This window comes from Paenibacillus sp. Y916 (assembly GCF_056786435.1).
On the sequence record NZ_JBXCJA010000016.1, the window covers coordinates 1 to 25,250 of the forward strand.

The following is a 25,250-nucleotide window of genomic DNA, read 5'->3' on the forward strand; positions in this document are numbered from 1 at the left end:
TCATACGAAGGAAGTATTTGGCTATCGCCAACCGAAATTCATCTCCCACCTACTCATTGAGCTTCGCCCTTCACATTCATTGAGGTGGAAGTCTTCTTTCGGAAAATGATAAATATTAGGAGGGATTTCCGTGCATACGATCTGGAAAGGTGCGATCAGTATATTCGGCTACTGAAGAAAAGGTCGTGAACGAAAACGAGGCCGAGTTCCCCTTTATCCTGTTCCCCGTTTTCGTCAAGGCATTAAGCCTTGACTGGCTGGATAGGCGCAGCGGCCTGAATTACGAGCAATTCTGTACTTGCACCTTCACTTTATAGGAAAAAGGTGAAGATGCTACTAATTACGGTATCCTGCATATATCAATGATTGTTGCGGATTATTTCTGTTTTCATAGATTATAGAGCTTTAATGCTTCCAGCCTTGTTGCTCGCTCAAACGCTTTATGTAAAAATTCTTTAGCCGATAAATCCTCATAATCCCAATTCATGGCCTCTATTGCAGTCGCGCCTGAATAATCCGTTTCCACAATTTTTTTCATGGTTGTAGACCAATCAATCGTACCGTCAAAGGGTAACCCGTGTTCGCCATGACTTCCGTTATTATCATGTAAATGTACTGCCATCAACCGAGAACCGTACTTGGATAATAAATCATTGCCTGGATAGTGGCGGTAGTGATGTCCACAGTCATAACAGAATCCGATACGCTGGGAATCCACTTGCTCCAGCACATATGCCAAATTGGTAAGGTTCCATAAATTCTCCAGTGCAACATTGACACCAAGCTGTTCAGCTTTTTCAGTGATTCTCTTGATTCTATCCAGTCCCAATGTGTTATATGGATTGTTTTCGTTGGGCAAGTGCACCACCATTGTCGGGATCTCAAATTCGGCGCAATCTGCAACACATTGCAAATAGCAATCAGTTACGGTTTCACCGTCCAGATTGTCAAGCCAAAGGTCGTTTTCGTTTTGGACTGGTGTGTGGATATTTTCTATAAAAAGACCCGCTTCTCGCGCAATTTGCGGCCCGTTGCGGTAATCGTTCCGACCCAAGCAGTCACGACCAAAGCCATCACTCCACCATAATAAAACGCCATCAAATCCAGCTTCTTTTATTAACTGATAACGTTCTTTAATCGGCAATTCATAGCCAAACCAATCATAAATAGTAAGCATAAGCCTCTTCCTTTCTGAATTTTCCCGTTATAGCTTTTGTATAATTCATAGACTTCACCCTAGAAAAGTCTACTAATAACATTTTATACTTATATTGCGGATAAAATCAATTAGATTTCTTAAGCAATCATGCTTACAGGCCGAGGAGCTTCCCCCTCACTACAACCGGCTCTACTTTCTACGTATATTACATAGGCGGTAACATTCTAGCTAGCATAATACCATGCTGAAGTTTTATTTACCGATTTGATAGGTATCAAAGTCTCATCGCTTTGTCCCCCTTACATGTTTATACAGTACACTATTTTAAAAGGTCACAATCACTTTTCCCTGGGAGTGACCCGTCGAGACCTTAACTAACGCCTTATTAATGTCATCCCATGTATACGTTGAATCTATAGAGGGCTTAATATTTTCCTTTTCAATAAGTTTAGTGATTTCCTGTAATTGACTTCCATTGGCTTGCACGAATAAAAAACGATATTCATTTAGATTCTTACGTGCTAATGAATCTAAGCGAGCACCCACTAAACCAAACAATGCTTTTTTCCACATCGGAAAATGATTGTCAACCGCAAAGCGATAATTAGGTCCAGCTTTCAATGACACCAATTTCCCTTGTGGTGTTAAAATACCCAGTTCAGCTTTAATCTCTTTGGTACCTAAGGTGTCGATCACATAATCGATATCGGATAGTATGTCGGCATAGTTCTCTGTCTTATAATTAATGAATTGATCAGCCCCGATGGACAGTGTACGTGATCTGCCTCTTTCACTGCCACTTGTAATTACATATAACCCCATTGATTTGGCAATGGGGATTGCCATAGCACCGAAACCGCCGGTTCCTCCGGGAATGAATAGTTTTTTATTCGGCTGGGCATCGAGTACGACGTGTAACGCTTGATAAGCAGTCAAGGCAGTAAGGGGCACCGCAGCAGCTTCAATGAAAGTTAAATTTTCAGGAATGATAGATAAGGCATCTTCATTCACGGCCGCATATTCAGCAAAAGCACCGATTTTAGCAAGTGGTAACCTCGTATATACAGGGTCACCAACCTTAAAATTCAAAACATCATCACCAACAGCTTCAATAACACCACATAGTTCATTTCCTAAAGTTAATGGCAACTCATAGTCGGCAATCAATCGAACGCTGCCATTCAAATTAAGTATATCGAGTGGATTTACACCGGCAGCTTTTACTTTTACAAGGACTTCGTGGCTATTAATCTCTGGTATTTTAACATCATTCAGTTCCACTTGGATTTTTTTTGAATACTTCTGTATTTGTGCTGCTCTCATGTTTCATCCTCTTTCTTTGTTAATTTTGGGGCTTTTAAAACATTGAGTATTTGTAGATAAAGCATGGCGCACAACTTTTCCGTTGTACGCCATGATTTAGTGTCTCTATTACTACCTTATTGGGATTCTAATTCTACCATTGTGGGATAATCCGTATAACCTTTACTTCCCAGATCATAGATTGTTGTGGGATCTGCTTCATTCAATGGCGCACCTTTTTGAAGTCGTTCCACTAAATCTGGATTAGCTAATGACCATACACCAACAGGCACCAGATCAGCAAGGCCATTATCAATATCCACGCTGAGATCCTCCAGAGATCGCCCAGCACGATTGACTAACAAAGGATTCGTCCAGATTGAGCGAATGTCTTGGAGCAGTTCTTCGTTTCCAAGATGCATGATATGGAGGTAAGCTAAATCCAATTTAGCTAATTCTTTTACAAGATAACGATAAAGTTCAGGACCTTGTTCACCATCTTGTATCCCACCAAGTGGTGTCCCTGGCGAGATCCGGAAACCTGTTCTTTCTGCTCCAATTTCTTCGACGATGGCTTTCGTTACTTCAATCGCGAAGCGAGTACGATTTTCTATAGATCCCCCATATTCGTCCGTCCGTGTATTCGAATTTTCTCCGATAAATTGATTAATCAGATAACCATTTGCTCCGTGAATTTCAACGCCATCCGCACCTGCTTTAATAGCCGCAGCTGCTGCTTTTCGGAAGTCGGCAATGGTCGTCTGAATATCCTCTTTACTTAACTCACGCGGAACGGGGATGGCCTGCTTACCTTTAGCGGTAAACATTTCTTCACCTGGCGCGATTGCAGATGGTGCAACAGGTTGACGATGATGTGGTGTATTGTCTGGGTGCGACATGCGACCGGCATGCATTAATTGGATATACATATATCCACCTGCTTCATGCACTGCATTGGTAACCTTTTTCCATTCTTCAATATGCTTATCCGTATATATTCCAGGTGACAATAAGTACCCTTGACCATCATCAGAAGGTTGTGTACCTTCTGTAATAATGAGTCCCATTGACGCTCGTTGAGCATAGTAAAGGGCTGTTAATTCTCCCGGTGTACCATCTTCATTCGATCTACTACGTGTCATTGGTGCCATTGCTAAACGATGAGGTAATTCCAAATTCCCAATTTTTGTTTTGCTCCATAATTTATCCATTTTTAACACTCCTCTTTAAAATTCGTTAACATTTTGTATTAGGACATATGTGGATATATCGCAGATACTCCACCGGCAAGAATACTTTGGATATGTCTACTCGTGTCATCCGCAACAATTTCAAAGCTGTCGGATTCTATACCGTCAATAGCAATTTTTGCGATGTCCGCAGGGTTGGACTTGGGAACTTCTAAGCCAGACATCATGTCTGTTTCCATAAAGCCCACGTGTAATCCAGACACTCGCACATTTTGAGGATACAGATTTATTCGCAGGTCGTTCGTCAATGCCCACTCCGCTGCCTTTGCAGCCGTATAAGCGCCGGCAGTTCCTGAACTAACCCAAGATAATGCAGAAAGAATATTCAGAATCGTGCCACCGTTGTTATTTGCTAGAATCGGTGCAAAAGTTCGAACCATTAAAAGTGTGCCAAAGAAATGCGTATTAAACTCCAACTGTATTTGGTCAAGATCACCGTCAAGCAAAGAAGCGCCTGTAGACGATCCTGCATTGTTGATTAAAAGTGTAATATCCTTAGCAACCTTAGAGGCTGCAGCTACCTCTTGAGGGTTCGTAATATCAAGCTTTACAGGTATTACACCGGGAATATCAATGGACTCTGGATTTCTTGCTCCGGCATAAACCTTAGCCCCTCTGGATAGAAGTTCAAGCGTCAGAGCTCGGCCAAAGCCTCTGTTCGCACCGGTGACAAATGCGATTTGTTTAGAAATTTCCATTTTTAGGTATCTCCTTTTGTTATTTGGTATGGGTACAACAAATTCCTTAAAGTATTGGGCGGAGGGAAATCCAAGCATATGGGAATGATCATTCTAGAATGGTCATAAGAATGATCCCTTCATGAAGAGGAATTTGTTGTCTCACTATTCTAGAACGATCGTTCTAGAAACCACACAAGGAATATTATCCTTTTAGGAGTAGGCTTCACATCAGAGCTTATACTTACACCTATAAGAACAATCATTCTAAAGATATTCAACTATTTAGTTAAAAGTTTGATGGATATGTTGGCTGTACGGTGTAGTTTTTCTTTGGCAATGGAGGTTCTTGTCATTACCCTCAATCCAACACATACGGCATGCATATGCTCTGCCAGCTCTGCGGCATCGTAAGCTGAGGTGAATTCTCCATTCCGCTGCCCCCACAGAATAATATCCATAAACATTTGCTCTGATAGTGTAAACGATTCAGTGGATCTGGAATCTACTTCGGCATCGCGCATTGCCAATTCCACCGCCGAATTCACCATTAAACAACCAGAAGGTGAGTCTTCTTCACCATATATCATGGAATTAATAATCAACTGAAGAGCTTCCTCGGCAGTCTCGGAGCTTTTAATTACTCCTGTAAGTTCCGTATTGATTTTAGCACGAAAACGATCCATTGCTTTAAGAAAGAGCATATGTTTGTCGCCAAACGTGTCATACAAGCTTCTACGATGGATCCCCATATGCTCCACCAGATCAGTCAAGGATGTCTTCTCATAACCTTGTTCCCAAAAGAGCTTCATCGCCTTATCCAGTACGATGCTCTCATCGAATTCTTTGCTTCTTGCCATTCCAATTCCCTCCTGCCATTGTCAATATAACATATTGAGAACGATCAGTAAAGAATAAATAAATCATAATGCTCATTCAAATATTCTCCCGGTAAATATACATTGTTTGAATCCATGATAAGCTAGATTCAAGGTAGACTTCTGACTCTTCCCTCGTGAAACAACTTTTTTTATACAAAAGTTTACTTGGAGTTCTCCCCCAAGCTGTGAAAATCTTCTATATACTCAACCTCTGTTGAAGTATAACTGCTAGATCTTCAGCCGTTTCCCAAACAATTGAACGGATATCTTTTATTTGTACAAAAAGCTTATCGGCATCTCTACTGTTCACAGTCCATATCACCGGGATGTTCATTCCGAGAGCATATCCCGCTGTAAAATATACTTCAGGGGATTGTCCAGTTAAATCTGCGATAATCAGTTTACTGTCGGCAATAAGCTCTAAGGAATACTTTTCGCGATTATGAGTATTACTATGTGTAAGTAAGCGCGGTTGATAACCGCATTGCTCGATTTTAGGCAATAGCTTGTCCAGCCAGACTGTGCGCAAATCCTCCTCATCTGAGATGAGAACGAAGCATGGCTTCAATTTTTTTCTTCCGGTGCTTGCGGCGGCTTCACGCCATCCCTTTTCCGTTAGTTTAAAGGTCATACCTTCCCTGATGAGCAGTTGCTCGTTACTCAGTTTATCAATGATATATACCAGCTCTTGCAGATTGAGAGAATACGTCAGGTTATAACTTCTGGAGAGTGGTTTAATAACAACCGGTTCCCCAGAGCCTTCGGAATGTCTGTACAAATATTGCAGTAGACGATTTCCCTTATCTTCAATGGTCATAGGAATGTTCGGAGAATTTGTAATAGATTCCAAATCGTCAGCCGATATGGTGACCTTTTCATCACAATCTGTCAGCTCCCGAATATAAGCCGATACTAAATGAAACATGTTACGTTTCTTTTGGTGCGGGAACGAATGAATAGGTTCGTAGCTGTCTCTCAGTAGGCAATAGAACCCTTCGGGTGAACAGGAACAGCCTATATATCTATCGTAATCGCCTTCCGATTGAATGGAGACAATCTCATCGCAGAACAAACAAGCTTTCTTAATCATGACAACTCATCACCTCTTAATCAATTGATATCCACTACCTTAACAATATTTTTTTGAAAAGTAGACAAGAAGATATTTCCTTAAGTAAGGAACATATGTCATTCCAGACGAGGGAATTGATTTTTTCGTTACCTAACGACCATCATAAAATTTATGCAGATAACATATAGAATTTGCAATACCGTTGATTAGTTAAACGGAATATTTTGCGATGCTGTTACATTTCGTTTGCTTAGAGACCATATAACGATTGGAATAAGTAACAGTGCAAGTCCACCCCCAGCAAGTGAAAGGGTTGCATAACTTGAATATGATACAACCATACCGGACAGTGCTCCACCTGAGGCCCCCGCAAGTGCAATTAACACATCGATGGTACCTTGAGTTTTTGCACGAGTTGTTGGATCAGTTGCATCTACAATGATTGCGGTACCGCTGATTAAGCCGAAATTCCAACCGATTCCCAGTAAAGAAAGAGCGACGATGAGTACCAGCATCGAATCTGGAGGAGCAATTGCCGCCACAATACCTGCAAGTAATAGAACTACCCCAGAAGTAATTGACATGGCAGTACGACCAAACTTATCTACTAAAACACCAGTTATAAGTGAGGGTAAATACATCGAACCTATATGGATGCCGATAACTAGTCCGATGTCTCCTAGGCTGTGACCATGATGTTTCATATGTATCGGCGTCATTGTCATAATCGCGACCATGACGATTTGAGTCAATACCATTACTGCTGCCCCTACAACCAGTCCACTGTTGTTATTAATAGGCGTTTTCTTATTGTCGACTGTCGGTGTACGATGTACGTTATCTTTGGCTAGCTCTCTGGCGACAAGCAATGGATCGGGACGGAGAAAGAATAATAAAACTAACCCCGCCAAGATGAAAGCTAAGGCAGCTAAAAGAAACGGGCCAGTAAGTGCTGGAAAACCAATTGATGTGGCAAATCGGCCAGTAACTTCAACTGTATTTGGACCCGCAACGGCGCCGAATGTAGTCGAAACCATCGCAATACTAATTGCTTTGGCGCGTTGGTTCGGCATTGCCAAGTCTGTTCCTGCATATCGCGATTGCAAGTTCGCTGCCGTCCCTGCTCCATAGATAAGCAACGATACGAACAAAAGCGCTACACTATTCACTTGTGCGGCCGCTATGACGCCGATCGCTCCAAGTCCTCCGGTTATGAAACCTCCGGCAAGTCCCAACCGGCGCCCATGTCGTTGTGACAGTCGTCCTATCAGCAAAGAAGCTACAGCAGAACCAAGAGTAAGCAATGCGGTAGGAATACCTGCATAGCTTTCTGAGCCTAACATATCCTGCGCAAGCAGCGCTCCTACCGTAACCCCGGCTGCAAGTCCTGCACCTCCAAACATTTGTGAAAGGACAATGATGAGTAAGGATCTTTTATATAGCTTCCGTTGCATATCTGTAGAATCGACGTAAGTACGATTACTATTGTTTGTTGTACTTTGGGGTTCATGCGTCATCACTTAGAACCACCTTTCTAGTTATTGTTAATATCTTACTATGTACGTTATTAGATCATTATAACAGCTTATCTACATGGGGGAAGAATTACAAAAGTGAAATACTTTCCGCTGAAGTTTCGGAGAATGGATCTTAGTTGAATAAAACACAAAGCTGCCTCTTAGATGCTGATGAGGCAGCATTGTTATTAAGCCTTCTGCCATTTTACAGATTCAATCGAATCTTACGGTTATAAGCTACGTTAACCATTTCAGAAGATACCAACATAATACTAAAAAGGATGAGCAGAATAATAGGAACCATAAACATTCCAAATTGGCTTGCAATAATCCCCATACATAATGGAATTAGTGTTGAACCCGTATAAGCGCTTGCCATCTCAAGCCCAATGACACTTGAGGAAGCTTTTTCGCCAAAACGTTCCGGAGTGGAATGAACAATACTTGGATAGATGGGTGCTCCGCCCAAACCCACAATTAATAGGGCTCCCGCAGAAACCCAGTACGGAACTGGCAAAACAAGAATCAAAAGTCCAAAACAGCCAACGATTCCACCGTACCTTATTAGGTTTTTACTAGATACGTTAGTTGAAAGAAATCCTGAGATCATTCGTCCAATGATGATTCCAATAAAGAATAAGGAAGATAAAGCTGCTGCTGTCCCAGGAGAAACCCCTTTATTTCCTATAAAAAAGGAAGCCATCCATAGACCAGCGGCTGTTTCCGAACCATTGTAACAGAGCATGGTCACCATGGACATTTTTACACCTGGGATTTGTAAAGCCTCCCTGTTGCTGATCAGTTTCTTTTCGTCGCTTCCTTCTTGCATTCTCCCCTTCTCGAAGATCTTCCATAAAGACAACGACGCCAATAATATCACTGCTATAGTAAGCATAAGTAAACCTACAGTAACGTATCCTGCACGCCAGTTGTTATCTTGGTTCAGCCTAAATGACATTACCATTGGCCCTGTAACTGCTCCCACTCCCCAAAAACAATGCAACCAACTCATATGCTTGGCTTTGAAATGCAGAGCTACATAGTTGCTCAATGCAGCATCCACGGAACCTGCACCTACGCCCAAAGGAATAGCTAGCAGAATTAAAAATATGAAATCTTCTGAAATAGAGAATCCAAACAAAGCAATCGTCGTAGAGAGTATACTGAACAATGTTACCTTTCCCGTGCCGTATCTGTGCAATAATCTGCTAGCAAATAAACTCGATATCACCGTACAGAATGAGACGATTAACGATATGTAACCTGCCATTTCTGCTGTGGCACCAATATCATGTTGCATAATGGGCCAAGCGCTTCCTAGCAAAGCGTCTGGCAATCCTAGACCTACAAATGCGAGATAAATAATTAGTAGTAGTAACGTAACCATCTTGCTTCTCTCCTCAATTTATGTAACTTTATTACATTATTTATGTCATCTATTGGAATTTACTTCTGATTCCAACTTAGAATTGAAACACAAATATAATAATATTGATATTTTATTGTAGAATCTTGCTATATTTTGATTGAATACTACACTATTATGATATTCTTGATTAAATAAAGTATGGGGTCTTGGGCGAGGATAGATTGCTACTTTCATTCTTTGATGAAATGGATCGGTACCGGTAAACTTGAGATACGATCATGAGGCTGCAGCGACTAACTAGCTGCAGCCAATGGTTGTCTACTCACGAGAATATGTTCCAATATCTCGTTCCTCATATTCAAAGGGTTCTTCACATGAGTAAATTTCATGAAAAAATCCCATATACGGAATATCGTCTTCAAAACATTTTATGCGATATGACAGCTCCTCATCGCACTCTAGCGCTTCATCATTGTTCCGCATAACCTCGAATGCGTCTACTATATTTTCTAGGAGAGTTACTTGGATAAATAATGGTAATTTATCCAACATTGAATTTTCGATCCTGGTCTCGGAACTGTATCCCTCGACTACTGTTTTGAAATAATCATCCATAAACTTTTTACGTTTACCGGCGTCTTGTTCAAATTGTATCCAGCCCACTCCATGTGTCCAGAGATTTGCCAGGTCATACATATACCAACAGAAACATGAATTATCGAAATCAAAAACAGTTATTTGTCCTGTATCAAAATCTATCATATAATTCCCATCGCTATAATCAAAATGGACCATACCGAAAGACTCACGATTCCCGCCCAATCCTTCTACAGTTTTAAGGAGCTCTACCATCTTCTCCTTCAGCAGAGATAACGAGTCGGGTATCAATTTGTCGATATATTCGGCATTGTATTTATCAAAAAAACTATACCTACAATGAACAGGAGTATATCCCTTCGATATTTGGTGCATTTTCCCCAGAACTTTACCACAGTTATAATAGTATTCAGTAATAGGAACGCCTTCCCGATACCGATAATGATTATCCACGAGCATTTTTCCCTTGGCCTTTTCAAATAGGCAGACAAAAAAGGTGTGATCATGATGAGTTATTTCTTCCAGCAGATTCCCCTTCTGGGAGTTGACCACATTCGAAACACTGCCGCCATGCTCGAATAAATACCTGATATATTCAACTTCGCCCAGGAAATCTTCCCGGCTCCTGTCTTTTAAGAAGGCAATTCTGATTATTTTTGCACCGATGCCCTCCTTCTCACAGGTATAAGCGACATTCCGCCCTCCATCATGTGCCTTGATAAGCTTGATTTCATAGCCTTCCAACTCGTACAACTCCGATATTAATGGAAGTAAATGTGCCTCACCGATTTTAACAACCTCGTTATAAAACATAGCATCTCTCCTTTAGCTCTACTGTATTTATAATAACATTTGTTCCATACTGGATGGATTTAACCCTTACCCCAAGTGGCTGAGACATCAAGAATGAAAATATATGTATAGTTTACCAGCTTCTACTGATAAAAATCGATGGTGAAAATAATTATAATTGAACTATCCTAATTTTAGAGATGGCCGTTATTGTTTACGTAAGCACAGTCAGCGGTTTATTAACTTGTATTTATTTGATGATAGTCTTTCGTTGGATTTCATTAAAAAAAACGCTGCTAGCAGCGTTCCAAGATGAATCTTGTTGTCTGGTTGTAGAAATTGAATCGGTACTAAAACATTGTTTATCATGGATTACTTTGAACTGTAGATAATGAAACGAGGACCGGACCGGCAAAATCCGAAGCTTCCTCGCCTTTTGGATTGTGCAGACGGAACAGGAAAGCGTCACCCGTTTCTGACTTCCACACGATATAATCGTTAATCCCTTCACCACTTGAGACTTGAAGATAGATCTCGGCAGAACCCAGGGGATGCTCGACAAGCTCACCACTAAAATCGGATACTTCGCCGAACCTTTCCAATTCCTCTTTTCCTGCAGTTTCAAGCTGCGCTAGATCATAATTTGCAGGAAGCGATTCGATTTAGACATCGAATTCCGGATTACCGCTAAGAAACAGACGTCCTTTGTCAGCGTCGAAAGCAAACTTTTCAAATACGTATAACGAGAAGCCTTGACCTTGATGCAATGTAGCCCTATGTGATTGGTTACCCTCACCCGTCATCAAATCAAAACTTTCGACCTGGAGACGCGTCACTTCGGGAGCTTTCTCGTTCTCAGATGCAGGAGCAGTGACCGCTTCATTAACAGGTGTTGAAGTTTCAGGGCTGGTGGAAGGTTCAGTTGCTCCTGAACATGCGGTAAGCGATAGAATCATTACGAAAATTGAGATTTTTATGATAGCAGAATACTTTTGATACACGTTTGAACACGCCTTTCTATTGTTAGTCAATATATAAATATGATTTTTCTAATTTATGATTGTATTTATCAAAAAATTGATTCTTTTGAAGTTAATAAGCAAGGGATTTCGCAAAAAGATTGTTGCCGTTACCTTGTTGAAATAATAGTTATTATTACGCGATGCAAGTTATGGAATCTGCGAGTTAAGCAGAGAAAAATGGGTCAGCACCTTAGTGGGATCGAACCGCTGACCCATGCCGCTTACTTCCATACATTTTAGACACACGGTTATATTAACAATTATCGAGGCGATGAAGCAGGTGTTTCAATTGTTGTATGCCTTCGCATTGGGTAGTTATGATGGCTTCGAGAATAGGTTTTAGCCCTGGACAAATATTGAACTGAAGTGCGTTATTTGACATTCGTACCGCACCCTCATGATGAGGAATCATCTCTCGTACAAAATTAGGATTCACCCCATTAGTTACAGGAGCTGATCCCATTCCAAAAAACATCGTTTGCGCTATTTTCTCGAATCTTCTCATATATTTACATAGCTCGTAATCTTGATTCGTCAGCATTCTGCATTTAGACTGGATGGCTTGCATATTAGAGATACTTTTAGTTTGGGCTGAAATAATATTTGTAGCGATACACTGAACTTCAAGATTTGTTGTGTACTTTAGTATATTCTTAGACATCTCAATGGCTGCTAAATGATGAGGGATCATCTGCTGAATAAAGTTATCTGAGATACTATGCGTAAGCTGTACACTAGTCATCCTTCTAATCATAGTGTTGAGGATGTTGCAGTAGGTATTCAGATAAGCTTGCGTCACATTACTTAGTTTGCAGTTTCTATCCATAAGGTTTTTAGCTCCTTTTTGGATAGTATATGTGAGATGTTATGGGTATGACCCTAAGACTATTTGAGCTTTCGTTCACCTTCTTGCATGTTTAACCACCATCGTATTAAATGAGGTAATATCACTTGTCGCGAAGCAATCCTTTAACACCTTACGTATTTTCGTTTGAAACCAAGTTGCCCTTTATCTACTGCCTTTTGAATATTTTCAGAAGTAAGTAGAAACTTACTTTTTGTCTTGTCCTGTTGGACTTCTACTGGACCTACTGCATTGGCGGTCTCGATAGCCTTATCATGGAGAGGCAAATAGGATACTCCCACGGTGTAAAGAAAATTATTCATAGCGTATTTTGTTCGTTCTGGAGAATCGTGAATCGTATTTTGTACAATCTCAAGCATATTGGCAAGTTTGCTTTCGGAAAATTCACCGTCCGGTCGATTACCCAAAAGCCAGCAGTAACAACTCCAGCCCGCTGACATCTTCAGCTCTTCGCCGCTTGCAATCCATTGATCGGCAACTTCTTGTGCAATATCTGTTTCTGCCAAAGTTACCGCCACGACATAATCGGAAAGCATATAAAAATAAGCTGTATCTATCCATCGCTCAAAATCAGCTTCAGTCATTGCTTTTGGGTCTGCAATTACGCCAGCAAAGTACATGGCGTCATAATTCCCCGTGCTGTAAAGTTGCTCAGCCAGAGATTGGTCTTTTTTAATTTTCTTGGCAATGGGCTTCATTTGACCTGTAGCCACACCAAAAAGCGGTTCGTGCGCGCCATTGGATACGTATATTTTCTTTGTTCGTTCCTTGCTAAGAGCCTCAAGCTCCTGCATAACTATTTCAAAATTCATTGTTAACACTTCCTTATTGGTTGAAGGTTCTCATCCATCTTATCATAACCACATACTGGAGAGCGATCGTATACACGAATCACAATATCCTGATCATGATTACCGAATCCAGCTCCAAAGAGCGTCAATCCACCAACGTTTACGGAATTCTCATTAACCGCGAAACGAAGCGTCCAGAATTTTCCCCTTAGCTTGATATCCTCAAGGGTCACGTCCGACATGTATTCTCCATCCATAAATGTCCCTAAGGCATCAATACGGATCGTTTTCAACAATCCGTATTGATTCACATTTCGATGCCACCATTCCGGCGTATATTTACCTCGTGCCGCTCTTCCGAAGTCTGCTGGGCTTGTCCAGTTTCCAAGCGAAACACCGTTTAATGTGAATTGGATATCTGAAGGCCAATGATCTCTCAATCCTGGCGCTTCAGAAGCAAGTTCCATCGAAATTTCGATCGCCTCTGGAATTTGATCAGGAAACAGATAGTTAGGAGTTTTGTACTCTACATAGCCCTTTCCAAACCACAAAATGGCGGCGTGAACCCGCTCGGGATCGAGAAAATAGCGAGGATCGTCCCAAATCCCGATTTCTTTTTCTCGAGTGCCTAGTCCGCATGTAGGATGGACTTCAAAAGCGGTATAATGACCGACAGAAATCGTCTGCTCTCTTATCCTTGTGGTTAGGCTGTTGGATGGTAATTCGATCTCAATGTTCTTTTGTTTAAGGAAGCACATTTTATGAGTTCCTCCATTTAGACGTACCCTGCGACTCCCAATTAACTCAGCTTGTTCGAGTTTTCGTATGTGCATGGTGACGATGGAGGGGCTAAGTTCTAGCATTGCCGCAATATCCTTCACATTCATTTCGTTATCGGCAATGAGGTTCATAATTCTCCATCTAACATCGCTTGCCAGAGCTTCATATAAAGCCATGAATTTCGGTTCCCCGTTCGCTTTTAACATAAACATAATCTCCTAACTCATAGTTATTGAATTCATATATATATTATTTTAAACCCGTAGCGATTAAAGTATTCAATGGTTGTCTCCGCAAGCACAATCTCATCATCCACAATTAAACAATCATAGTCCATACAAGCTCTCCGGTAGGAAACAGAATGAGAAGCAATTCTCCATTAATCAATGAATACCAATGAATACCGTTTAGTTTATTAACATAATAAATTTCGACACCTTGACCCCATATCCTTCCGTGAGCACTTCAAGAAGTGAAGTTTCATTTAGTTGTGTTGGACCCATATTATAGAAATATATTTGCTAGGCTATATAATAATTACTGTACAATCTATAGTTCTTCTAGTGAAACATTTATTTACTAAACCATATAATTAAACTTGGGAGGAACAATATTCCAATTAAAGTGTAAGCGCTTCAATAGCCTTTAAACATTTAGGGAGGTTCAATGAATGAAAAGAAGGTCAAGACAGATTATAGTTGCTATTCTGGCAACGGCACTGCTCATACCACAAATATGGACAGCACCATCAGCTCAGGCGTCTGTTGGGAATGCAGTAATCACCAACAATTTTGACACAGGTATGGATGATTGGTTTAAGAGGGGCGACGGGTCAACTACTCATACAACCGAAGATGCTCATAGCAGCCCTGGGAGTCTAATCACAACCGGCAGAACTGATTTTTGGCATGGACCGGGCACTTATGTAAACGCTCTCACAAAAGAAGCGACATATGAATTCTCAGTTTTCGTGAAACTGTTAGCAACAGAACCAGCACCGGCTACAATTCAGCTAACGGTAAACCAAGAAGGCTTAGTTGGTGATAATAATCCACTGTCATATGTAAGCGTTGACTCTAAGGAAGTATCAAACACAAGTTGGGTCGAACTTAAAGGGAACTTCACTTTAGACAAGAATGCCACAGGCTACCAGGTGTATGTTCAATCCACTGACAGCAAAACGGTATCTTATTACGTTGATACCTTTACGGCTAAACCGGTTACTGAAGATGTAACTCCTTTTGTACCTACTGAAATCAAATTATTTGATTTCGAGGATGGGACTGTCCAAGATTGGGGGACAAGAGGAGCAGGGAGCCCATCTGTAACTAATATAACTTATGAAGGAACAGGCGCCCTCCTGTACACAGGTCGCACTGATACATGGAATGGACCCGTAAGAAACATGAGCGGGGTTATGGAAAAAGGCGCGAAATACGAAGTGTCTGCCTGGGTGAAATTGGTGTCTGGCGAACTGGAAAGCCAATTGAAAATCTCTGGATTAGAGACAGTTGCAGATAAAGAAGGATACCCGGGCATCTCAGATCCTGTGGCGGTAACTGACTCCACTTGGGTTCAGTTGAAGGGGAACTATATTCCAACTGAAACAGCAACAGCTTACTCAATCTATATCGAAAGCACAGATAGTGTAGATGTTGAATTTATCGTTGATAATGTACGTATCTTCATGCTTGAACCGGCTCCAGAAATTGTAGAAGAACCAAGCAATCTTGACCAAACGGGCGTAGAAGTAGACTTCGAAGACGGTCTTGAAGGCTTTGTTGCTCGAGACGGTAATGGAACAGTCAGTTTATCTACGGCTGATAACCATACTGACGGTGGTTATCAAAGCTTAATAATGACCGCTCCTTCTCAATATAACGGTGCATTATTAGATGTCCTTGGGAAGATGCACAAAAACCATCAATATGAATTATCTGCTTGGGTCAAGATGGCTCCAGGACAAGCTGCAACCACACTACGAATCAGTGTGCAATCAGGTGCTAGTACATTTGCCAACGTCTCGCCTAATGTATCTGTAACTGATGGTGAGTGGTTTGAGCTTAAAGGCACCTACACAGCAACGAACACTCCTACCGTTCTAAACGCATATGTTGAACTTGCTGATGTTAATGGCGAACCAAGAACCTTCTATGTAGATGACTTTAAGTTGTCTCATTTGGGTTCAGTCGCTGGTCCATCACCTGCTGATTTGGACCTAGTTCAGCTTAAAGAGGTTTATAAACGCTACTTTGAAATTGGAGCAGCCGTAGAACCATCACAATTCGAAGGTGAGAACAAGAACCTTTTACTTCACCATTACAATTCCATCGTAGCTGAAAACTCTATGAAGCCAGATTCGATCAGCAAAAATAATGATCCTAGCACATGGACTTTCGAAAGTGCCGATGAGATTGTCAATTTCGCAAGCGAAAATGATCTGACACTTCGTTTCCATACTCTCTTGTGGCATTCACAAGGCGCAGATTGGATATTGAAGGATGCACAAGGTAATTGGTTAGCAGCTAATGAGACGAACAAGGCGCTTGTCTTGCAACGTCTAAAAGATTATCTCGAGATTGTTGTACCTAAGTATGCAGGTGTTGCCAATGCTTATGACGTCGTAAATGAGGTTATCGATGAAGGTCGTCCGGACGGCATGCGTGATAGCCAGTGGTATATTATTACTGGTGATGAATTTATCCGTACCGCATTCACCCACACTCGTCATATCCTAGATAATTTAACAACCTACGATATAGGTGCTACACAAGCTGAAGTTGATAATGCAAAGAATGCAAAACTCTACATTAACGACTACAGCACACACAATCCTAAGAAGCGTGACTTCTTGTTTGAGTTGGTAACTAAACTAAAAGCTGCTGAAGTTCCGATTGACGGTGTTGGTCATCAAACCCACATCAATATTACCGGTCCTTCGATTGAACAAATCTCGGACTCGATCCGTATGTTCGGCGAAGCCGGTTTTGACAACCAGCTCACTGAGCTTGACGTATCCATATACACAAACAACACGGATTCATATGCAAGCAGTGAAGCTATTCCTGCTGAGGTTCTTAACAAACAAGGCTGGCGTTATAACGAACTATTCGAAGCTCTGAAGGCTTTGGATAATGAAGGTCGATCTGATGCGAATCCAGAGGGATGGATTAGTAACGTAACAGTGTGGGGTCTTGCCGATAACCATACATGGTTGGATAATCGTCCGATCACAAGAAAAGACGCGCCGTTCCCGTTTGATAACAAGCTTCAAGCCAAACCAGCATACTGGGGAATGGTAGATTCCACTCAATTGCAGATTTCACCTAAAGAAGGCTCAGCGTATCAAGGTGCTGCATCAGAGTCTGCTTGGAAAATAGTCCCTTCCACAACTGCTGCAATCGGCACATTAAGCGCTGATTTCAAGACATTGTGGGATACTACCAATTTATACGTAAGAGTCGCTATAAAGGATAGCTCCATCGCAATCGATGATAAGGTTGAACTATTCGTAGTTGAAGGTGGCGTAAGTAAAAAATACCAAGTTGTTCGTAATAGTGCTCATAATGTTAAAGAGGTAAGTGACGGCTATATTGTTGACGTTACTATTCCACTTAGTGAAGCTAACAGCTTGGGACGCCAGTTACTGTTCGACCTCCGCGTATCCGATAGCGGAGTGAACGATGGTTCTGAGCAAGGTGCTAACGGAATAATCGCATCTTGGAGTGATCCTAGGAACGCTCAAGAAACAGATGCGCTTGGATACGGCACACTTGAATTTGTTGAGGCTCCTAAATCCGCGACATCACAGTATGGTAAGCCTGTTCTTGACGGTGAATTAGACAATGTCTGGAGCACTGCTACTGAGCTTGAAACGGGTATAGCAACGGAAGGAACAAACGGCTCTTCCGCTAAATTCCGCACCTTGTGGGATGAAGAAAATCTATATATTTATGGAGTTGTCACCGACAGATTGCTGAGTGATCAAAGTCCAGATGCTTATCAACAAGATTCTGTTGAGATCTTCGTTGATCAGAACAATGGAAAAACAGCTACTTATCAGAACGATGATGGCCAATATCGCATCAACTTCAATAACGTTCGTTCTGTCGGAGGACATGCTGATGAGAGTAACTTCACATCCGTAACAAAAACTGTTTATGACAGTGGGAACAACCCTACTGGATATGTTGTAGAAGTAGCAATTGCACTTGATACTATTGATCCAATCAACGGACATCTTCTCGGTTTCGAATTCCAAGTAAACAATGACGAAGATGGTATCGGAGGCCGTGACACTGTTAAGAACTGGGCAGATGCTTCTGGGCAATCCTATCAAAACACTTCTAAGCTTGGAGTGCTTGAGTTGATTGGTAAACCTACAGCTCCATCTAACCCGTCTAACCCACCTAGCAACCCTGGTCCTGGTCCTGCTCCTGGCCCTACTCCTACACCGGAGCAAAAGCCTGTGATCGCGGTAAATGCAGATGGTACAGTTACAATCAATCTTCCAGTTAAAAATGAAAATGGTCGTACAACAGTCACAATTACTAATGCTGCAGCTGTAGAAGCTCTTGGCAAAGCAAAAGCAAACGCAAGCGGCAAAAAAACAATCATAATCGAAATTCCAGCTCAGGTAGGCTCAACTTCATACGATCTGCAGTTACCTACTGAGATCCTACAGAGTAAAGAATCATATGTCATTGTAATGAAGACAGGTAATGCAACAATTCAGATTCCAAGCAACATGTTGTCCAATATGAAGGGGAATGCTGAGCAAGTATCTATCCGTGTAGCCAAGGCTTCTACAGATAACTTGGATACAGCTACTCGCGAACGAATCGGTAACCGTCCGGTACTGGATTTGAACGTGATAGTTGGTGACAAAGTCATCGCTTGGAACAACCCGAATGCACCTGTAACGATCTCTGTTCCTTATACACCGACAGCGGATGAGCTTAGTAATCCGGATTCAATCGTGGTTTGGTACATCGATGGCAATGGCAAAGTGACATCGATCCCGAACGGCCGTTATAATGCAGCAGCCAGATCGGTTGTATTCAAAACGAAACACTTCAGTATGTATGCTGTAGCCTCCGTCGTCAAAACCTTCGGAGACCTGGAGAACGCGCTATGGGCTAAACAAGCAATTGACGCAATGGCAGCACGCGATGTCATCCAAGGAACATCCACTGACAACTACTCTCCTCAAGCTTCCATCAAGAGAGCAGACTTCATCGCTCTCCTTGTAAGAGCGCTTGAATTGCAAGGGACAGACAATAATGACGCCATGTTCAGTGATGTCAGTCAAACCGCTTATTATTATAATGAGCTGGTCATCGCGAAGGAACTGGAAATCGCCTCTGGCTTTAGCGACAACACGTTTAAGCCAGACAGCAACATTTCTCGTCAAGATATGATGGTGCTGACGACACGCGCGCTTGCAGCAGCCGACAAGCAGCTCGAAGCTAGCGGAACTTTAGACGCTTTTCCTGACGCGAAGAGCATTTCCGATTATGCGAAAGACAGCGTTGCTCGTTTGGTAAACTACGGGGTTGTGAATGGCAAGAACGGCAAGATTGCGCCGAACGATTCACTCACCCGCGCTGAAGCGGCAGTCATCCTGTACCAAATCTGGAAGCTGTAATCACAGCTAAGAAATTCTATGTTTAGATAGAACAAAAACTATTCCTAGCAGATTTCAGCTAGGAATAGTTTTTGTTCTTATGTCGTAGACCACATTTAATCTTCCACAGTATCTGAATGACCCAAGCCTACAACTTTTGCCTACTCAATCGTTCTCCCATTTAAGAAATCACTCATTAACTCATTTGAAATTTGTAAGGCTTCCGTCCTATCTGTTGCAGGCGCGGCAATCAAAACTCCTTTTCCTCCTGACCAAGCACTACGCCTTGGGTCATTTGCGCAACCGCAGGAAGGTCAATGGTCAGATGGCAGATATCGATGTGATTCGCCTCCAAAGTAGCGCGTCCGAATCCAATTTGTAGTCGATGGTAAACTCACCCGGTGAGATTGCGAACTCCTGCTCTTTCACCGAATGTGCCGTCAGGCTGTTAAAGCTTGTACCGGTCACAGCCACAGGTCCTTCAGCCGTTCCTTTTAGGGTTGCTGTGATTCTGACCGACCGGGCGGACAGATCCGGATCAAGTCGAATACTGCTCAAATACGATTCGCCGTAAAACTGAAGCTCGATTCGGCCGGTAATACCGTTCCAGTTAGTCTGGGTATCCGGAGAAGTTAAATGACCGCCTTTGGTCGGATAATCGGTATTGTCGACCCGGACGGTGATCGTCTGAATACCTGCCCTTCAAACAGGTATTCATCCGTCAGGGCGCTGACTAGAATATTCTCGTTCTTCGGTCCCTTACGGGCATGCGATGTCGTGCCCGGCAATGTAATGACATCCGAAAAAGGCAACTGCCTTCCCTGTTTCCCCGTTAACTTCTCTCTAAGCATATCAGTTTCCTGCTCAATCTGGTCTTTCTTTTCGGCATTCTATTCACCCCGTCACTTTAACCTTTTAGGATAATAATCGCAAAAAAAGGCGATCTTCTCTTCACAATTCGAAGAATAAGTCGCCTTTTCTACTTACTAATATTTTTGATATTACTGAACGTCTTTGCCTGTGAAGAGCGATACTCTTGCTTTTACTAATTCGGTATATTCACTTTCCATTTTTTCTGCTCCAGCTTTGTTCAACTCATCAATAAAAGCATCATAAATTCCATCAAAATCAGCTGGTTTGGACATTATTGCTTCTGGAATCCGTTTGCGGATAATATCTTGTGTTTTCTGAAAAATAACTTGATAGTCTCCCTCTGTTGGAACCTGCATATTGTATAATGCTCCCCACTCTTTGACAGGAAATTCATCTTCGCTAGGAAACAAGTCTTTCCAGGTTGTCGCATCATAAGCTGCTAAAGTTTCTTTCTCGACATCAGAGTAACTGGCTATAATTTGTTCTGGGAAGTTGGTTGTATAATAGTTATCCGTAGAATCTTTAACGCCATCTCCATAGTGGGCTCCAAAGATGGAGTATAGACCGATACCGGTTTCCTTCGTGAAATTCGATGCATCGTTTACTTTTTGATTAAGAATATCGTCAGGTATTACACGATTCCCATTCTCAACATGATATTGTTTGCCTTCAATTCCCCAGTTGCTCAGCACTTGGCCTTCTTCAGAGGCTAACCAGTCAAGGAACTTGATCGCACGGATTGGATCTTTAGCAGCGGTTGTAATGCTGATGCCATACCCGTCTACGCCGACAGACTGCAAAGAGTGATCTTTATACTGTTCATTTAATGTCACTGGGAAGTGGCCGTAAGTATACTCGTCTTTGCCTTCTGCTTTCAAGGCATTTTCAGCGTCCTGATATTCCCATTCCACAGAGGAGAGACCCAGTACACGTCCACTAGCAATTTTAGATTTATACTGATCTTCTTTTTGGACAAAAGAATCTTTGTCAAGCAGTCCTGTATTAAACATGTGATTTAACCAGCGGAAGTAATCTTTTTCTTCCGGACGTTTTAAGTGAAGCATAGCTTCATAAGTATCCGGGTTTACATAGTACTCTCCGTCATTTGTCCCGCCCGTTGTCACATCAGCCTGATTGGTTACGGTAATCATGATCTTCCAATCATCCGCGTTTATTAAAAATGGAATGGTAGGTAGCCCGTTCGTTGTCGGATGTTTGCTCACATATTCTTTGAGTACGTTTTCAAAATCTTGCACCGTTCTAATTTCTGGATACCCCAACTCTTTTAATACCCGAAGCTGGACCTCAAAACCGTTGGTAACATCAAAGTTCTGTTGATCTACACCAATGTTGGTCGGAATAGAGTAGATTGCTTGATCATCCAAGCTATATTTCATTCGATTCATATTATTACTCATCACTTTTTTAATATTGGGAGCGTGTTGTTCGATAAGATCTGTCAGATCAAGTATCGCTTCGGCATCAACTAGTTTGTTTAGCTCGCCTTTGCCATATACCATATCTGGGTAATCGCCGCTAGCCGCCATCAAAGCGATTTTGGTTTGTCCACCACCGCTGCCTACATCATATTCCGCATTTATAGTAACACCTGTTTTTGCAGTAATTTCTTTACCAACATCATCCTGCATATTGTTCCAGCTAGGACTGGCATCTGCACCAAAAAAAGAAAACGTAATCGGACTTAAATCTTCTGCGCTGCTTTTAGGTACGTTACTCGCAGAATTATTTCCCACATTGCTACAACCTGCCGAAATAAGGAACGCACTCGTTAAAAAGAGCATCCCAATTTTTTTGGATAAGCTTTTCTTCATCTCATCTTTTCCCCCTAATAATAACTAGAATATGACTTGCGTACTAAACAACGAAGAACATCACAATCATTTATCGTTTCCCTGATTCCCTTTCATTTTATCTATTAATTTGGTAGATAACCTTGATTTTCAGGTCATTAAATAGCATGATATAGACATAGTATAACGTTTTGGAAGGTGGGAATCGATTGAGTAATGTATATTTGAACTGGTTTACGAGGGATGAGGATTTCCCCTTTTTCATTCAATATGGAGGGCATGAGGAGGACATTTCTTTTCATACACATGTAGACTTTTCTGAACTGGTCATTGTGCTTAATGGACATGCAACCCATATCGTCAATAACGAAGAATCATTTATTAAAAAAGGGAATGTTTTTGTCATTAATGGCGGAACTCCACATGCTTATAAGTCCCCATATGAATTCAAAATTTGCAATATTATGTACAAACCTGAAATGCTCAATTCTGCTGGTTCAGATCTACGGACGTTGAATGGTTTTCAGGCTCTTTTTATTTTGGAACCGTTTTATCGCAGTATTAACCCTTATAAAAGTAAACTTAACATGTCGATCATAAGCCTAGAGTATGTCTCATCCCTCATTTCATATATGATTAAAGAATACGAAGAGAAAATTCACGGTTATAAAACGATGCTAGCTTCCCGGTTTATGGAGCTTATCGTTTATTTATCAAGACAATATGACTATCAGGAGAAAGGGGCAGATAGCAGTCTGATGCACCTAGCAAATGCGATTTCTTTCATTGAGGATCACTATCTTGATCAAGTAACACTGGATGAAATCGCGGCCAAATCAGATATATCCGTTAGACATTTGAACCGAATATTCCGAGCATACTATCTGACAACGCCGATAGCTTATCTTCAACGTCTTCGTTTAGAACGTGCCTGCACGTTGTTAAATCAAAGTAATCTTTCAATTACGGAAATCTCATATGAGTGCGGATTTAACGACAGCAATTATTTCACTCGCCAATTCAAAAAAACGTATGACATGTCTCCTAAATCATATAGATCTAAAAAGTAAATACGTTAATCTCCTACTCCTCATAAAAAAAGCAGCTGGCTCTAATGAGCCGCTGCAGCAATCGCTTTAAATATGTTGTTATTTCTCCATTAATTCTAGTGGCTCATAATCGAACCAATCAAAACAAGCAGGGGTGGATTGTCCCGTTTCAGTGGTTGCATACATGGCGACAAATACCCCTGTAAAACCTCCTGCCATTTCTGTACTAAGAAAATGAGTTTCTCCCCACCCCATTTCGATCGGTTCGATTTCTGGAGTGCGGATAGAAGCTATAATCTTATCGGGGAGAGCTTGAATTTGAAGTACAATAGGTCCCTCCGGACAATCACGGATTTCTTCTACTTTTAGAGAACCAACAGTTCGCCGAAAGACTATCATTTTACGTCCTTGTATAGACCTAACCGCAAGGTCATAATGGTGTTTTTGGTTCATAAATACGGTTAATCCTGCTTCTTCCCCATCATTCAGCGGTTCAAATTCCATCTTTGCTTCCATTTTGCATGTGAAGTGACTAAGACGTCTGCCCACAAAAGCGGGAGAACCGGTTTCATTTAAAGACGTTTGTTGTCCATGAAGTACTAGGTATCCTGGTCGTTCCTGCAATGACCAGCTGCTCTGAACCGGGTTTCTTAAAAAAGTCCAATCCAAGCCTAGCTTTGAATCGTCAAAGTTGTCTCTTATCGGCTTCACAGGCCACTGCACTTCGGGTAGATTCGGTGCCTCCATGACTGTATTGATATGCGTATTATTGCCGATTACCGGCCAACCATCAGATGTCCAGCTTACAGGAGCAAGATATACCTCTCTACCCAAATGATGAGCCATAGGATATGAGACCGGTCTAATTCCCAAGCAAACAGCCCACCAGCTCCCGTCCTGAGTCTCGATCAAATCTGCATGACCTGTTGCATGTATGCTACTTTCCATGCTTCTGTTCGAGAGAATAGGATTATTTGCATAAGATTCATAGGGTCCAAATGGATGTTTGCTTCTTGCGATGGTTTCCATATGTCCATATTCTGTGCCACCTTCAGCGATCATCAAATAGTAGTAACCGTTTGTTTTGTACACGTGAGGGGCTTCAGGATAAGCGCCGCCACTTCCTTTCCATAACAGACGGCTCTCCGTCAACATGGTGCCGGTTTCAATATCGATTTCACACTGATAAATACCATGACCCTGATCGCCGTTGCTTGAAGACTGAAAGTATACGCGTCCGTCATCATCAAATGTAAGCGATGGATCTATTCCGTCCTGTGCAACAAGGATCGGATTTGACCATGTTTCTGCTGGATTTTTCGTTTTAACAAAGAAATTCCCGACTCCGCTTACGTTCGTTGTCGCCATATAAAACCAGCCGTTATGATAACGGATTGTCGGTGCGAAAATCCCTCCTGAGCTCCATGAGTTAGCTAATGGTAACTGCTCCTCTGTTGTAAGACAATGACCGATCTGACGCCAGTTGACAAGATCTTTGCTATGGAAAATGGGAACTCCCGGAAAATATTCAAATGAACTTGTGACCAAATAATAATCGTCCCCAGCTCGGCAAATACTTGGGTCCGGATGAAAGCCCGATATTACGGGATTAGTATACTGCATTTAACTGCACTCCTGTCTATTTTAGCGTTCGACTACAAAAACATTAAATACACTCATGTTTAAAACCACATTCATTGTAATTCAAACCAAAATAGTAAACCTTCATTTTCAAGTCTCAAAAGTAGCATTATTTAGACATAGGATATCTTGAGGCGGTTGTCTGTTAAGAGTGCTTTGTGTCGGTTATGATTTAT

At 41.7% G+C, this 25,250-nt stretch carries 19 protein-coding genes; 2 read left to right on the plus strand and 17 right to left on the minus strand.

All coding sequences use genetic code 11. The features are described from left to right. Positions 1-388: 388 nt before the first annotated feature. The 14 genes from AC1TO9_RS22485 to AC1TO9_RS22550 form a co-directional block, all read right to left on the minus strand. The gene (locus AC1TO9_RS22485) at positions 389-1,177 is read right to left on the minus strand and encodes a sugar phosphate isomerase/epimerase family protein (RefSeq protein ID WP_482057438.1); all 789 of its coding nucleotides are present in this window, start codon (positions 1,175-1,177) and stop codon (positions 389-391) included. A 306-nt stretch (positions 1,178-1,483) separates the two neighbouring features. Beyond that, entirely contained in the window at positions 1,484-2,482 is a 999-nt protein-coding gene (locus tag AC1TO9_RS22490) for an NADP-dependent oxidoreductase (RefSeq protein ID WP_482060563.1), read from the minus strand. Positions 2,483-2,598: 116 nt separating this feature from the next. Beyond that, positions 2,599-3,672: an alkene reductase gene (locus tag AC1TO9_RS22495; RefSeq protein ID WP_482060564.1), complete on the minus strand. Its 1,074-nt coding sequence runs from the start codon at positions 3,670-3,672 to the stop codon at positions 2,599-2,601. A gap of 38 nt (positions 3,673-3,710) precedes the next feature. Beyond that, on the minus strand, positions 3,711-4,409 hold the full coding sequence (locus AC1TO9_RS22500) for an SDR family oxidoreductase (RefSeq protein WP_482057441.1): 699 nt from the start codon (positions 4,407-4,409) through the stop codon (positions 3,711-3,713). A 260-nt stretch (positions 4,410-4,669) separates the two neighbouring features. Beyond that, positions 4,670-5,248, minus strand: a complete 579-nt coding sequence (locus AC1TO9_RS22505) for a TetR/AcrR family transcriptional regulator (protein WP_482057442.1) — start codon at positions 5,246-5,248, stop codon at positions 4,670-4,672. 217 nt (positions 5,249-5,465) lie between these two features. After that, a complete protein-coding gene (locus AC1TO9_RS22510) occupies positions 5,466-6,359 on the minus strand; it encodes a hypothetical protein (protein ID WP_482060565.1) in 894 nt (297 codons plus the stop codon). 188 nt (positions 6,360-6,547) lie between these two features. Further along, positions 6,548-7,858 (minus strand): MFS transporter, encoded by a 1,311-nt coding sequence (locus tag AC1TO9_RS22515; RefSeq protein WP_482060566.1) that lies wholly within the window; start codon positions 7,856-7,858, stop codon positions 6,548-6,550. A gap of 205 nt (positions 7,859-8,063) precedes the next feature. Continuing rightward, positions 8,064-9,245: an MFS transporter gene (locus AC1TO9_RS22520; RefSeq protein ID WP_482060567.1), complete on the minus strand. Its 1,182-nt coding sequence runs from the start codon at positions 9,243-9,245 to the stop codon at positions 8,064-8,066. 300 nt (positions 9,246-9,545) lie between these two features. Further along, on the minus strand, positions 9,546-10,637 hold the full coding sequence (locus tag AC1TO9_RS22525) for a phosphotransferase enzyme family protein (RefSeq protein WP_482057446.1): 1,092 nt from the start codon (positions 10,635-10,637) through the stop codon (positions 9,546-9,548). 344 nt (positions 10,638-10,981) lie between these two features. Beyond that, positions 10,982-11,218, minus strand: a complete 237-nt coding sequence (locus AC1TO9_RS22530; protein ID WP_482060568.1) for a hypothetical protein — start codon at positions 11,216-11,218, stop codon at positions 10,982-10,984. Between the two features lie 60 nt (positions 11,219-11,278). Then, a complete protein-coding gene (locus AC1TO9_RS22535; RefSeq protein WP_482060569.1) occupies positions 11,279-11,572 on the minus strand; it encodes a hypothetical protein in 294 nt (97 codons plus the stop codon). A gap of 319 nt (positions 11,573-11,891) precedes the next feature. Further along, positions 11,892-12,464 (minus strand): DUF305 domain-containing protein, encoded by a 573-nt coding sequence (locus AC1TO9_RS22540; RefSeq protein WP_482060570.1) that lies wholly within the window; start codon positions 12,462-12,464, stop codon positions 11,892-11,894. A 143-nt stretch (positions 12,465-12,607) separates the two neighbouring features. Next, a complete protein-coding gene (locus tag AC1TO9_RS22545; protein WP_482060571.1) occupies positions 12,608-13,315 on the minus strand; it encodes a DNA alkylation repair protein in 708 nt (235 codons plus the stop codon). 2 nt (positions 13,316-13,317) lie between these two features. Next, a complete protein-coding gene (locus tag AC1TO9_RS22550; protein ID WP_482060572.1) occupies positions 13,318-14,280 on the minus strand; it encodes an ArsR/SmtB family transcription factor in 963 nt (320 codons plus the stop codon). Between the two features lie 464 nt (positions 14,281-14,744). Here AC1TO9_RS22550 and AC1TO9_RS22555 point away from each other — a divergent pair, with 464 nt between their 5' ends. After that, a complete protein-coding gene (locus tag AC1TO9_RS22555) occupies positions 14,745-19,721 on the plus strand; it encodes an endo-1,4-beta-xylanase (RefSeq protein WP_482060573.1) in 4,977 nt (1,658 codons plus the stop codon). Positions 19,722-20,332: 611 nt separating this feature from the next. Here AC1TO9_RS22555 and AC1TO9_RS22560 read toward each other — a convergent pair. Both AC1TO9_RS22560 and AC1TO9_RS22565 read right to left on the minus strand, forming a co-directional pair. After that, the gene (locus AC1TO9_RS22560) at positions 20,333-20,551 is read right to left on the minus strand and encodes a hypothetical protein (protein ID WP_482057452.1); all 219 of its coding nucleotides are present in this window, start codon (positions 20,549-20,551) and stop codon (positions 20,333-20,335) included. 150 nt (positions 20,552-20,701) lie between these two features. Further along, complete coding sequence (locus tag AC1TO9_RS22565) at positions 20,702-22,405, minus strand: ABC transporter substrate-binding protein (protein WP_482057453.1); 1,704 nt, start codon at positions 22,403-22,405, stop codon at positions 20,702-20,704. A gap of 188 nt (positions 22,406-22,593) precedes the next feature. On the opposite strand from AC1TO9_RS22565, the gene AC1TO9_RS22570 reads away from it, so the two are divergent. After that, on the plus strand, positions 22,594-23,454 hold the full coding sequence (locus tag AC1TO9_RS22570) for a helix-turn-helix domain-containing protein (protein ID WP_482057454.1): 861 nt from the start codon (positions 22,594-22,596) through the stop codon (positions 23,452-23,454). A 78-nt stretch (positions 23,455-23,532) separates the two neighbouring features. Here the strand turns inward: AC1TO9_RS22570 and AC1TO9_RS22575 are convergent, their stop codons facing one another. Then, positions 23,533-25,056: a glycoside hydrolase family 43 protein gene (locus AC1TO9_RS22575; RefSeq protein WP_482057455.1), complete on the minus strand. Its 1,524-nt coding sequence runs from the start codon at positions 25,054-25,056 to the stop codon at positions 23,533-23,535. Positions 25,057-25,250: the final 194 nt, after the last annotated feature.

Excerpts from the sequence above, each read along its gene's own strand:
- AC1TO9_RS22515 (WP_482060566.1), bottom strand. The coding sequence starts at position 7,858 with ATGACGCATGAACCCCAAAGTACAACAAACAATAGTAATCGTACTTAC.
- AC1TO9_RS22535 (WP_482060569.1), bottom strand. The coding sequence starts at position 11,572 with ATGATTCTATCGCTTACCGCATGTTCAGGAGCAACTGAACCTTCCACC.
- AC1TO9_RS22520 (WP_482060567.1), bottom strand. The coding sequence starts at position 9,245 with ATGGTTACGTTACTACTACTAATTATTTATCTCGCATTTGTAGGTCTA.
- AC1TO9_RS22540 (WP_482060570.1), bottom strand. The coding sequence starts at position 12,464 with ATGGATAGAAACTGCAAACTAAGTAATGTGACGCAAGCTTATCTGAAT.
- AC1TO9_RS22565 (WP_482057453.1), bottom strand. The coding sequence starts at position 22,405 with ATGAAGAAAAGCTTATCCAAAAAAATTGGGATGCTCTTTTTAACGAGT.
- AC1TO9_RS22560 (WP_482057452.1), bottom strand. The coding sequence starts at position 20,551 with ATGCTTAGAGAGAAGTTAACGGGGAAACAGGGAAGGCAGTTGCCTTTT.
- AC1TO9_RS22575 (WP_482057455.1), bottom strand. The coding sequence starts at position 25,056 with ATGCAGTATACTAATCCCGTAATATCGGGCTTTCATCCGGACCCAAGT.
- AC1TO9_RS22495 (WP_482060564.1), bottom strand. The coding sequence starts at position 3,672 with ATGGATAAATTATGGAGCAAAACAAAAATTGGGAATTTGGAATTACCT.
- AC1TO9_RS22510 (WP_482060565.1), bottom strand. The coding sequence starts at position 6,359 with ATGATTAAGAAAGCTTGTTTGTTCTGCGATGAGATTGTCTCCATTCAA.
- AC1TO9_RS22505 (WP_482057442.1), bottom strand. The coding sequence starts at position 5,248 with ATGGCAAGAAGCAAAGAATTCGATGAGAGCATCGTACTGGATAAGGCG.
- AC1TO9_RS22555 (WP_482060573.1), top strand. The coding sequence starts at position 14,745 with ATGAAAAGAAGGTCAAGACAGATTATAGTTGCTATTCTGGCAACGGCA.
- AC1TO9_RS22550 (WP_482060572.1), bottom strand. The coding sequence starts at position 14,280 with ATGTTAAAAGCGAACGGGGAACCGAAATTCATGGCTTTATATGAAGCT.
- AC1TO9_RS22545 (WP_482060571.1), bottom strand. The coding sequence starts at position 13,315 with ATGAATTTTGAAATAGTTATGCAGGAGCTTGAGGCTCTTAGCAAGGAA.
- AC1TO9_RS22485 (WP_482057438.1), bottom strand. The coding sequence starts at position 1,177 with ATGCTTACTATTTATGATTGGTTTGGCTATGAATTGCCGATTAAAGAA.
- AC1TO9_RS22500 (WP_482057441.1), bottom strand. The coding sequence starts at position 4,409 with ATGGAAATTTCTAAACAAATCGCATTTGTCACCGGTGCGAACAGAGGC.
- AC1TO9_RS22490 (WP_482060563.1), bottom strand. The coding sequence starts at position 2,482 with ATGAGAGCAGCACAAATACAGAAGTATTCAAAAAAAATCCAAGTGGAA.
- AC1TO9_RS22525 (WP_482057446.1), bottom strand. The coding sequence starts at position 10,637 with ATGTTTTATAACGAGGTTGTTAAAATCGGTGAGGCACATTTACTTCCA.